This is a genomic window from Limnoglobus roseus (assembly GCF_008254045.1).
GTDB lineage: Bacteria > Planctomycetota > Planctomycetia > Gemmatales > Gemmataceae > Limnoglobus > Limnoglobus roseus.
The window spans coordinates 7031753-7043737 of the sequence record NZ_CP042425.1; the positions used below are offsets into that span (position 1 = coordinate 7031753).

Sequence of the window (11985 nt, forward strand, 5' to 3'; positions counted from 1 at the left end):
CCCGCGTCCGAGTCACCCCCGGCGGGACGATTGTGCGGAGATTTCCGGGGCGCGGGATCGTAATTTCGTGCGTTCTCCGATTGTCGAACGGTGCGGGGGGTTGCCACAATAGCCCGACAGGCATCCCGACCCGGACGACCACTTTATGAAGACCCAACGAGCGGAAGAACGCGAACACACGCTGGCCGTGTTCATCGACTTCGAGAACCTGGCCCACGGCTTCAACGGCCGGCGCGATCGTTTCGAGATCGGCCGCGTTCTGGAGCGTCTCGTCGAGAAGGGGAAGATCGTCGTCAAGAAGGCGTATTGCGACTGGAGTCGGTTCGGAACGTACACCGGCCCACTACACGAGTCGGCCATCGAGTTGATCGAGATTCCGAAGCGGTCGCAGACGGGCAAGAACTCGGCCGACATTCGCCTCGTGGTGGACGCGATCGACTTGGCGTACTCGAAGGACCACATCGACACCTTCTGCATCGTCTCCGGCGACAGCGACTTCTCGCCGCTCGTGTCGAAATTGAAGGAACTCGGCAAGCACGTCATCGGCCTCGGCCTGGCGAACGCGACCTCGGAACTGCTCCGCGACAACTGCGACGAGTTCATCTACTACGAAGACCTCGGCCGGGCACCGGCCGTGGTGGTCGCACCGGCCGCCGCGGAAAGCATGTCGGAACAGAAGCAGAAGATGTTCACGCTGCTCATCGACTCGCTCTTGGCCCTGCGACGGGAGAATAAGGAGCTGATTTACTCGTCGATGGTCAAGGACACGATGAAGCGGAAGAAGCCGTCGTTCAACGAGGGGTACTACGGGTACAACACGTTCAGCGAACTGCTCGAAGACGCTCAGAAGCAAGGGTTGATCGACATCGAGAAGAGTTCGAGCAGCGGTACCTACGTCGTGGTGCGGTTCGGCAACGAGCCGAAAACGCCCCGGAAGGCACGCGAAGCGGAAGTCAAGAAAGAAGCAGTTGATCGCGGCGCGCGGCCCCGCGGTCGGACACGCGGCGAGGGCCAAGGCCGTCGCCCGCGCGCGGACGCGGTTCCGCCGCCCGTTAAGCCGATCTCAAACGCGGACGACGACGCGGCCGAGGACTTAAACGAAGTGCCGACATACCGGCCGCGCGTTGCCCCCAAGCCGCCAGCCGACGTGCCGCCGCCGCTGCCCGTCGAGGCTCGCAAGCCCGCCCCGCCGCCGGTCGAAACTCGTAAGCCGGTCCCGCCGCCCGTCGCGGAAACCCCGAAGGTTGTCCGTGCCGAACAGCCGGCCGAAGCCCCGCGTCGCCGGCCGTCGGTCCCACCGCAGCCCGCACCGCTCCCGCCAATCGAGACGCCGAAGCGACCGCCCGCGCCGCCGAAGACTGATTTCGACGGCTTTGGGGCTGGTCTCGACATCGACTGATCAGAGACCTTCCTTCGACAAGTGCTCCTGAATCTGTTGCCCCTCGGCCGCGGTCAGCCGCCAGTCGGCCGCACCGAGCAGTTGCTTCAACTGCCCCGCCTTGCGCGAGCCGACGATCGCGGCGGTGACGGCCGGTTGTCGCAACACCCACGCGATGGCCACCTCGCCGGGTGATCGGCCGTGCGGCTTGCCGATCTCGCGGAGCAATTCGGCGACCGCGAGGTTCTTGGTGAAGGCCGGCTCCTGGAACCACTTGTTCTTCTCCTTCCGCCAGTCGTCGGCCGGGAGGCTGTTGAACCGCTCGCGGGTCCAGGTGCCGGTCAGTAGGCCCGACTGCATCGGCGAATAGGCGAGAACGCCGACGTTGTTCTTCTCGCAATACGGCAAGATGTCCGGCTCGATGTCACGGCGGAGCATCGAATACGGCGGCTGAAGGGACGTGATCGGTGCGACCTTCGCCGCCCGCTCTATTTGTGAGACGTTGAAGTTCGACACGCCGATCCAGCGGACCTTCCCCTCGCGTTGCAACTTCGCGACTTCCGCCCAGCCCTCTTCCACGTCCTCGTCGGGTTCCGGCCAGTGAATCTGGAAGAGGTCGATGACCTCCACGCGCAACCGCTTCAAGCTCGCCTCGCACTCGCGGCGGATCGAGTCGGCCTTCAGCCGCTTGCCGATGGTGCGGGTTTCGTCCCACACGCGGCCGCACTTCGTGAACAGGTACGGCCGGTCGCGAACGCCCTCGAGTGCTTTCGCCACAACTTCTTCCGACTTGCCGAGGCCGTACACGGCAGCCGTGTCAATCCAGTTGATTCCGAGGTCGAGGGCTTCGTGGATGGCCGCGACCGACTCCGACTCGTCCTGCGGCCCCCACGCGAAGGCCCACCCCCCGCCGCCGATGGCCCACGCGCCGAAGCCGATGGGCGTGATGCGAAGGTCGCTGTTGCCGAGTTGCCGCGTCTGCATGACACAAGTCTCGATGGGGAAAGGATTCTCACCCGAAATTCATACTCACCGCACCAGGACATGGTACGAAGGAGTTGCGATTTCCGCCCGCGTTGGATTCCGGGTAAACTCTCACCCGGATCGAAACCTCTCGCTGGTTTCGGGTGTAAATACTCCCATCAACCACCCGTTCGCGATTGCAGGGCCACCGTATGCGTTCCCGACTCCTGCGCTCGGCCGTGTTTGCCGCGGTGGTACTCGCCCTCCCGAGTTTCGCGGCCGACGAACCACCGAAGAAAAATCCGTTCCGCCGACCGGCCGAGAAGGCAAAAGCGGCTCCGGTGGAACGCCCCGCGCAAGGCTTCACGGACGCACCAACGGCGGAACAGGTGAAGTTCTTCGAGGCGAAGATTCGGCCCGTGTTGGTCGAGCAGTGTTACAAGTGCCACTCGTCGGAAACGGAGAAGGTGAAGGCCGGGCTGACACTCGACACGCGCGATGGGCTGCGCCGCGGCGGCGACACCGGCCCCGCCATCGTCCCCGGCAACGCGACGAAGAGTTTGCTGATCGACGTTCTGACGACGAAGGACGAAGACCGGCAGATGCCACCGAAGAAGAAGCTGCCCGACACGGTGATAGCCGACTTCAAAGCATGGGTGACGATGGGTGCCCCCGACCCGCGGGACGGTGCGGCGAAGGTCGTTAAGAACGAGATCGATATCGAAAAGGGCCGACAGTTCTGGGCGTTTCAGCCACTTCGGAAGGCAGGGGGCAGGAATCAGGAGCCGGGAGTCAGTCAGGTCGACAGCTATCTGCAAGCCGGGTGGGCGGCGAAGGGATTGAAGCCGGTGCCGGCGGCCGACAAGGTCACGCTCGTCCGCCGGATGTATCTCGATTTGATCGGCCTGCCGCCGACACTGGAGCAGGTGGACGCCTTCGTAGCAGACCAGTCGCCGGACGCCGTCTCGAAGTTAGCCGAGGAACTGCTTGCGTCAGCGCATTTTGGAGAGCGCTGGGGCCGGCACTGGCTGGACGTGGCCCGGTATGGCGAATCGACCGGCAAGGCGGTCAACTTCAACTACCCGCACGCCTGGCGGTATCGCGACTACGTCATCGCGGCCTATAACGCCGACAAGCCGTTCGACCAGTTCGTGAAGGAGCAGCTCGCGGGCGATTTGCTCTTGGCCAAGACGGATCGCGAGAAGGCTGAACACGTCGTCGCGACCGGCTTCCTTGCACTCGGCACGAAGAACCTGAACGAGCGCAATCGCTTGCAATTCGAACTCGATCTTGTGGACGAGCAGATTGACGCTTTCAGCCAGGCGTTCCTCGGCCTCACTGCCGCGTGTGCCCGGTGCCACGACCACAAGTTCGACCCAATCCCAACGAAGGATTATTACGCCCTCGCCGGCATCTTCCGCAGCACCGAGACCTGCTACGGCACCGTGCGGTTCGCGCAGGCGAATCAGCCGTCGAGCCTGATCTCATTGCCGCAAGGTTCCTCGCGCTCGGCGATTCCCGAGAAGCTGACGGCGGCGGAGCGGACGCGGATCGAGGAGAGCATCCGCGACATCCAGAAGAAGATGCAAACCAGCGAACCGCTCCAGAACATTTTCAACGCGGCCCAACTCGCGATTCAGCGCAGTCGCCTGTCACTGTACGAGGACGACGGCACGCCGAAGCTGCTGGCGATGGGCGTTCGCGAGAAGTTTCGGCCCGCCGACAGCGCGGTCTTCAACCGCGGCGAGGTGGACAAGCCGGGTGCGACCGTCTCACGCGGCGTTCTTCAGGTGGTGACTACGAAACAGCCGAAGATCACCCGCGGCAGTGGCCGGCTCGAACTGGCGAACTGGGTCGCGTCGGCCGAGAACCCGCTGACGGCCCGCGTATACGTCAACCGCGTCTGGCTGCACCTCTTCGGCCGCGGCCTCGTCGCCACGCCGGACAACTTCGGCACGACCGGCCAACCGCCGAGCAACCCGGCGTTGCTGGACCACCTGGCGACGTGGTTTATCGAGAACGGGTGGAGTACGAAGAAACTCGTGAAGTATCTCGTGACGACCCGTGCCTATCAACTCTCGACAACCTTCGACGCCAAGAATCACGAGGCCGACCCGGACAACGCCCTCGCGTGGCGGATGACGCCCGGCCGCCTCGACGCGGAGGTGATCCACGACGCGATGCTCGCCGTCAGCGGCCGGTTGGATCGCAAAGCCCCGGTCGGGTCCAGTGTGGCCGCGGCCGGCGAGGGGCCGTCGCAACGGCCGCGGTTGGGATCAGCCGTGGCGTCCGACCCGAACGACCCGCACCGGGCGGTCTACCTGCCGTCGGTCCGCGACAACCTTCAAGAATCACTGGCACTCTTCGACGCGGCCGACCCGAATCTGATTGTCGGCGATCGCACGAACACGACCGTCCCCGCGCAGGCGTTGTTCCTGCTGAACAACCCGTTCGTCATTCGGCAGGCCGACGCGACAGCGGCGAAACTCATCGACGCGAGCAGCAGTGACAGCGAGCGAATTCGGCAGGCGTATCGACTGATTTACGGCCGCACGCCGAGCGCAAAAGAGCAGACGAACGCCGAGAGCTTCGTCAAGAAGTATTCGAACAAACACAGCCGGCGGGAGACCTGGACGGCGTTCAGCCAGGCGCTCTTCGGCAGTGCCGAATTCCTGATGCGGAATTGAGGACCGTGCCCATGTTCACGCGACGAGAGCTTCTGCAAACGACCGGCTCGGGCTTCGGCTTCCTCGCCTTCTCGGCGTTGGCGCACCACGCCGCCGCCCGCGACGCGGCGGTGAACCCGCTCGCCCCGAAGGCCACGCACTTCCCGGCGAAGGCGAAACGGGTGCTGTTCCTGTGCATGGACGGCGGGCCGAGCCACGTGGACACGTTCGATTCCAAGCCGAAGCTCACGGCCGACGACGGCAAGAGTTATAGCGGCGGCCGCGGGCGGTTCGGCGGCAAACTGCTCGGTTCGCCGTGGAAGTTCCCGAAGCAGGGGCAAAGCGGCCTGCCGGTCAGCGAACTGTTCCTGGAAGTCGGCAAACACGCGGACGAACTGTGCCTGCTCAACGGCATGCACACCGACATCCCGAACCACCCGCAGGCGTTCCTGCAAATGCACTGCGGCCTCTTCCAGTTTCCGCGGCCGAGCCTCGGCGCGTGGGTGCTCTACGGCCTCGGCACCGCCAACGAGAACCTCCCCGGCTTCGTGACCATCTCCCCGCCGACGAACAACGGCGGCCCCGCGAACTACGGCAGCAACTTCCTCCCGGCCATCTACCAGGGCACCCGGATCGGCGGCGGGGGAGGCGGCTTCTTCGGCGGCGGCACTAACGTCAGCAACATCCGGAACCCCCGGCAGTCGGTCACCGACCAACGAGCGCAACTCGACTTCACACAGTCGCTCAACAAGGAGAGTCTGGCGAAGTCCGGCGAGAATCCGGCCGTCGATGGGCTGATCGAGAGTTACGAACTCGCCTTCCGAATGCAGGCGGAGTTGCCGAAGGCCATCGACGTGAGCCGCGAATCGAAGGACACACTCGCCCTCTACGGCATCGGCTCTGGAAACGGTGGTGGAGGTTTCGGAGGTGGATTGGGCGGGCGGCGAGGCGGCGGCACCGATGGCTTCGGTCGGCAGTGCCTGATGGCCCGCAAGCTCCTGGAAGCCGGTGTGCGGTTCGTCGAGATTACGAAGGGCGGTTGGGACCAACACCGCAACTTGAAGGAAGACCTCGCGAACAACTGCGAGGCCATCGACAGGCCGATCGCCGGTCTGCTGACCGACTTGAAGCAGCGCGGCCTACTCAAAGACACGCTCGTGATCTGGGGCGGCGAGTTTGGCCGGACGCCCTACGCACAGGGGACCGACGGGCGCGACCACAACAGCAAGGGCTTCACCATCTGGATGGCCGGCGGCGGCGTGAAGGGCGGGCACGCCCACGGTCGCACCGACGACTACGGCCACGAAGCCGTCGAGGGCAAAGTCCACGTCCACGACTGGCACGCGACCGTCCTGCACCTGCTCGGCCTCGACCACGAAAAACTCACGTACCGCCACGCCGGCCGCGACTTCCGCCTCACCGACGTGAAGGGGAACGTCGTGAAGGAAATCGTGGCGTGACGAACCGGATCAACCCTTGCCCTTCGAGAGTCCTTATGCGAACGCTTTTTGCGATCTTCTGCACCGCGGTCACGGCAATCGCGGCCGACACGGGGAAAGAAGCCCCGCGGCCACTTCCCAGGTCCGAGGGGGGCGTCGGGCGATTCGTCCCCGATCTCGCCTTCACCGACCTGAACGGGAAGGCCGGAACGCTCGGCGACTTCGGGAAGCAGAAGTACCTGGTGGTCGCGGTGACGAGTAGCAGTTGCCCGCTCTCGAAGAAGTTCGCCCCGACGCTCGCGAAGCTGGAAGAAGAGTACGGCAAGAAGGACGTCGCGTTCCTCTTCGTGAACGCGACGAAGACGGACAAGCCCGCATCCGCGTTCAAGGGGCCGTACGTCCACGACGCCGACGGCAAACTCGCGGCGGCACTCGGCTTCACGAGTACCTCCGAAGTCGTGGTGCTCGACGCGGCCCGGACGGTGGTTTACCGCGGTGCGGTGGACGACCAGTACGGACTTGGCTACTCGCTCGACGCCCCGAAGCACCTTTACCTCAAGCCGACGCTCGACGCCCTGCTCGCCGGCAAGCCGCCCGAAGTGGCGGCAACAACGGCCCCCGGCTGTGCGCTCGACCTGAGGAAGCCGGAGGCTGCCGCGGTGACGTACCACAACCGGATTTCGCGCATTGTGCAACAAAACTGCCAGGAGTGCCACCGGCCCGACGGCGTCGGACCGTTCGCCCTGGAAAGCTACGACGAGGTTGTTTCGCACAAGGCGATGATCCGCAAAGTCGTGGAGGCCGGGACCATGCCGCCGTGGTTCGCCGCCGAGCCGAAGGCGAAGGATCAGCCACACTTCCTGAACGACCGTTCGCTGTCCGCCAGCGACAAGGCCGACCTACTCGCGTGGCTGAAGTCGGATCTCGCCCTGGGGAACGCGACCGACGCGCCCCTGCCGAAGATGTGGCCAACCGAATGGCTCATCGGCAAGCCGGACGCGGTGTTTCAGATCGGCAAGCCGACCGAGATCAAGGCGACCGGAACGATGCCGTACCAGAACGTGACCGTGGAGACGAACTTCGACGAAGACCGGTGGGTGCAAGCCTTCGAGGTCCGCCCAACGAACAAGGCGGTCGTTCACCACGTGCTGATCCACGTCGTCCCGAAGACCGGCATCGGTCGATTACTGCCCGGCGCACGGGCCACCACAATCGCGGCATCCGCGGACGACGAACGGCAAGGGTACTTCGCGGCCTACGTGCCGGGGAACAGCTCCCTGGTTCTCGAAGCCGGCCACGCCCGCAAGTTGCCGAAGGGGGCGACGCTCCGCTTCCAGATTCACTACACGCCGAACGGCGAGGCCACGACCGATCAGACCCGCGTGGGTTTCATCTTCGCGAAGGACCCGCCGAGGTTCGAGGTGAAGGTCGGGGCCGTCGCCCAACCGCGGATCAGCATTCCGCCGGGCGAGGGGAACCACAAGGAAGTCGGCAAGCTCCGGGTGCCGACAGACATCGTCTTGCGATCGGCCGTGCCGCACATGCACGTCCGCGGCAAGGCGTGCAAATACGAGATCACGTCGCCGGACGGCAAAACCACGACCACGCTGCTGGACATCCCGCGGTACGACTTCAACTGGCAACTCCGCTACCAGTTCGCGGAGCCGGTCGCGGTGGCGAAGGGCAGCACGATCACGTTCACGGTCTGGTTCGACAACAGCGACAAGAACCCGGCCAACCCGGACCCGACGAAGACGGTGAAGTGGGGGCCGCAGACCAGCGACGAGATGCACCTCGGCTACCTGGAGTACATCGTCGATCGGCAGTCGCCGTCGGCCGGCACGACCACGCTGCACGAGAAGCCGACGATCCCGAAGGAAGGCCTACCGATCCCGGAGCGGTTCAAGATGCTCTTGGACAAGTACGACACGAACAACGACGGCAAGCTCGACGAGAAGGAAATCGACGCCATGCCGGGGCCGTTGAAGGAGCGGGTCTGGGACTTCATTCGCAGCAACGGCAACTGACCGGGGAGCGGATCACCGCACGGTGTGGAAGACGGTGCCGCTGCGGGCTTCGGGCTCCTCGCCCGTCAGTGCCCCCGGCGGCGTCTGCCGCCAGACCATGCCTTGAACAGCCGCCTGGTAGCCACTTTCGTAGAGCGGCCGCATTTCGCGGGCACGAATGCGGGTGCTGATCTCGTCGATCTTGTAGTCTTTCGGGATCGCGGCCAGGTTGAACTGCATTCCCGTCGTCACGCACAGGGCGTACATCTTGATCAGCTCTTCCTTGTACAGCGCGTACAGCGACGATGACACGCCGGCCCCCACCCGTTTCAAGATGCCCATCCGGCCGATGACGGGGTCCGGGTCGATCTTTCCCGCCGCGAGGCAGTACAGTTGCGACCCGACGAGCGCTTTCGTTCCCGGCGTCGGAACCTGGTGCGGGGCGAACCGGATGAACGACTGTGCCACGACCCCGGCGTCCGAGTGAATCTCCGTGTAGTGCTTGCCGTCCACCACCACGTCGATTTCCACCGGCGGTAGCAAGCCCGGCACGGCGGTCGCAGCGAGGATGACCTTGCGGACGAGGGCCACGGATTCCGGCGTCCCCCGGCACGCAATCTCGCCGATGTCCCAGATCGTGAGTTGCTTCTCGTGGATGTTCAACGTACCGATGTACAGCCGCCGCCCGGCTTGGTGAGCGGCGGCGATCTCGGCGAGTCGGTCGCAGGTGATTTCTTCCTCGATCACCTGCTTCATCCCGTAGGGGTAGCCGAGCGAGCCGTGGAACGAGAGGTTGTGCAACGGGCGGAGTTTGAACAGGTCGGACTGGTCGGTTTCGGTAAAGAACTTCTTCAACTTGTCGTCGTACTGTGGGCCGAGGAAGGCGTAGACCGAGACGATCGCGCCACTGCTAACACCCGTCACGATGTCGAAATCCGGCCGCGTGCCGTGGACCGTCCACCCGGCCAGAATGCCCGCGGAATAGGCCCCATACTTCCCGCCGGCGGACAGCGAGAGAATGTTCATCGGCTTGACGACCGCAACCGGGCCGGACCGCGGCGCACCAGAGCACTCGGCAGCCAAATTCTCGATAATGATCTTGTCCGTCTGGGGGTGGGTGTACCCTTCCCGGCCGGGTTCCTTCCAGGTCTGTTTCAGCAGTTCTTTCGGCGGGTCGTTCGACGGCACCAGCCGGCAGCCCACCGCGAACGGGAGCAGTGCCGCCAGTGCCGCGCACGAAACGAACCATCCGACGCGCGGGGCCGTGAGCATAGTGCGTCTGCCAGTTGGGAAGTTTCCCCGACCAGGTAATATCGACACACCGGACCGGCTACAACAGAAATGTCGCCTGAATCGTGAAGATGGGATATTCTGGTCAGGATGTCGTTTACCACACTCCCGTACCTTCTTATTTTGCCGCTTGCGCCACTTGTCTTGTGGTGGTGGCTCCGGCGGCGCAAACCCGCGCTCCGGTATTCTGACCTTTCACTGCTAGCGAAGCTACCCCGCGGTCGGGCGAAGGCGGCCCGGTGGTTGGCGGCCGGCCTCCGCGGCGGAATCGTGCTTTGTGTGATTCTGGCGCTGGCCGGGCCGCGTTTCCCCGACCAAACGACCCGCCTGCCGACCGAGGGCATCGCGATGGTGTTCGCCTGCGACGTGTCCGGGAGCATGGCCGAGCAAGACTTCATGTGGTCGCCCGCCGAACCGCCGGTGGCCCGCATCGCGGCGGCCAAGCGGGCCTTCGAACTCTTCGTGACCGGCGGAACGACGCCGGACGGCACGCACTTCGAAGGCCGACCCGGCGATCAGATCGGTCTCGTCGTCTTCGCCGCGTGGCCGCACACCGAGTGCCCGCTGACACTGAACCACACCGTTCTCCTCGGCATTCTCGACGCCGAAAAGCCGCGGGACTCCGGGCTAGACGCCGGCACCAACATCGGTGACGCGATCGCCGAGGGGTTGATCCGCCTCAAGGCGGCCAGCGACCGGAAGCGGGTGTTAATCCTCCTCTCCGACGGGGAGCACAACACCACGGCGAGCGGGCCGGACTCGCCTTTCACGCCCCAACAGGCGGCCCAACTCGCGGCGAATTTGCACGTCCCGATCTACACCATCGAGTGCGGCGGCGACCCGAAGCCGGACGCCTCGGCCGAACAGCGCCAGCAGCGGGAAGACGGGCGGGCCGTGCTGAAGAGTGTGGCCGACCTGACCGGCGGCAAGAGCTTCATCGCGAACAGCGGCGGCGACCTCCGCGACATCTACCAGCAGATCGACCGCCTCGAACGGCAACCGATCGTGAGTTTCACTTACCGCCGGTATCACGACCTCTTCCCCGCCCTGACCGCGGCCGCGGTCGGCGGTCTCGCGCTGCTCATCCTGTTAGAAGCGATCGTGTGGAGGCGCGTGCCGTGAGCCTCGACCTGTTTGCCGCCTCGGCCGCGGGGGCGTGGCTGAACGACGCCCGCGAGTTCCTCGCCGCACTGCGATTCCGGCACCCGCCTTTGCTGTGGTTGTCGTTCGTTCCCGTGATCATGACGCTTCTCGCCTGGGCAATGCGACGAGGGCAACAATCAGGGCTGTCGCGGTTCGGCCGCCTCGGTGCCGTGGCGGCCCTTCAGACGCTTCCCCGCGGAACAGCCCGGCTGGCGAAACTATCGGCGGTCTTTGCATGGCTGCTGTTGGTGATGGCCGTCGCCCGCCCGCAGTGGGGCCAGAGCGAGGAACGCGGCGTGGCAGTCGGCCGGGACGTGGTACTCGTCCTCGACTTCAGCCGCAGCATGTGGGCCGAAGACATGGCCGGCCGCACGAACCCAGCCCGCTGGCAAGCGGCCGTGGCAGGAGCAACAGAACTGGTCGAACAAATGCGATCACGCGGCGGCCACCGCGTCGCGGTAATCGTCTTTGCGTCGCGACCGAAACTGGTAGTCCCGTTGACGACTGACTACGACCACATCCGTTTCAAGCTCGGCGAACTGGACGCGCGAACGCCGCCCGCGGAGGTTCGGCCCGCCGACGACACGGCATCGTCGGGCACGCGGATCGGTGGCGCGATCGAGGCGGCTATTGCGGCGCACGACCCGCGCTTCCCCGGCTTGCAAGACATTCTCCTCTTCACCGACGGCGACGACCCGGCCGAAGATCAGGAGTGGCGATCCGGCGTCACGGACGCGCGGAACGCGAAAGTGCCCGTTCACGTCGTCGGACTCGGCGACCCCCTGCACGAATCTTCGGTCCTCCACCGCGGCGAGTTCCTGGAAGCGGAGGGCAAGAACGGCGTGCGTGTACCGGTTCTGACGCGGTTGCACGAAGACGTGGCGTCCGCCATCGCGGAGGAAACTCGCGGGGCGTACCTGCCGGCTCGCCGCGACCCGCCACAGTTGGCCGCGTTCTTCCAGTCGAAGATCGAATCGAACGCCACTCGCGACGTGAGCGACGAGCGCCTGCCGCAACCGCGTGAGCGGTACGAATGGTTCCTCGGGCCGGCCGGGTTGTTACTGTTGTGGGTTTGGTGGCGGGAGCGATAACGCTTACAA

General features: G+C 65.0%; 8 protein-coding genes. 6 read left to right on the top strand and 2 right to left on the bottom strand.

Features of this window, described 5'->3' with window-relative positions:
* Positions 1-145: 145 nt before the first annotated feature.
* Positions 146-1399 (top strand): NYN domain-containing protein, encoded by a 1254-nt coding sequence (locus tag PX52LOC_RS42120; RefSeq protein WP_218575186.1) that lies wholly within the window; start codon positions 146-148, stop codon positions 1397-1399.
* On the opposite strand, the gene PX52LOC_RS30055 is transcribed toward PX52LOC_RS42120, so the two are convergent.
* Positions 1400-2362 (bottom strand): aldo/keto reductase, encoded by a 963-nt coding sequence (locus PX52LOC_RS30055; RefSeq protein ID WP_149113547.1) that lies wholly within the window; start codon positions 2360-2362, stop codon positions 1400-1402.
* Between the two features lie 191 nt (positions 2363-2553).
* Here PX52LOC_RS30055 and PX52LOC_RS30060 point away from each other — a divergent pair, with 191 nt between their 5' ends.
* Genes PX52LOC_RS30060 through PX52LOC_RS30070 form a run of 3 tightly spaced genes read left to right on the top strand, consistent with a single transcriptional unit; the run spans position 2554 to position 8473 of the window.
* Complete coding sequence (locus PX52LOC_RS30060) at positions 2554-5028, top strand: PSD1 and planctomycete cytochrome C domain-containing protein (RefSeq protein WP_149113548.1); 2475 nt, start codon at positions 2554-2556, stop codon at positions 5026-5028.
* 11 nt (positions 5029-5039) lie between these two features.
* A complete protein-coding gene (locus PX52LOC_RS30065) occupies positions 5040-6467 on the top strand; it encodes a DUF1501 domain-containing protein (protein ID WP_149113549.1) in 1428 nt (475 codons plus the stop codon).
* 35 nt (positions 6468-6502) lie between these two features.
* Positions 6503-8473, top strand: a complete 1971-nt coding sequence (locus PX52LOC_RS30070) for a redoxin family protein (protein ID WP_149113550.1) — start codon at positions 6503-6505, stop codon at positions 8471-8473.
* A 12-nt stretch (positions 8474-8485) separates the two neighbouring features.
* On the opposite strand, the gene PX52LOC_RS30075 is transcribed toward PX52LOC_RS30070, so the two are convergent.
* Positions 8486-9724, bottom strand: coding sequence for a patatin-like phospholipase family protein (locus tag PX52LOC_RS30075; protein ID WP_149113551.1), 1239 nt, complete (start codon positions 9722-9724; stop codon positions 8486-8488).
* 108 nt (positions 9725-9832) lie between these two features.
* Between PX52LOC_RS30075 and PX52LOC_RS30080 the strand changes: the two genes are divergently transcribed.
* Complete coding sequence (locus PX52LOC_RS30080) at positions 9833-10864, top strand: vWA domain-containing protein (RefSeq protein ID WP_149113552.1); 1032 nt, start codon at positions 9833-9835, stop codon at positions 10862-10864.
* Positions 10861-11976: a vWA domain-containing protein gene (locus tag PX52LOC_RS30085; protein ID WP_149113553.1), complete on the top strand. Its 1116-nt coding sequence runs from the start codon at positions 10861-10863 to the stop codon at positions 11974-11976. The genes PX52LOC_RS30080 and PX52LOC_RS30085 overlap by 4 nt, the downstream gene beginning before the upstream one ends.
* Positions 11977-11985: the final 9 nt, after the last annotated feature.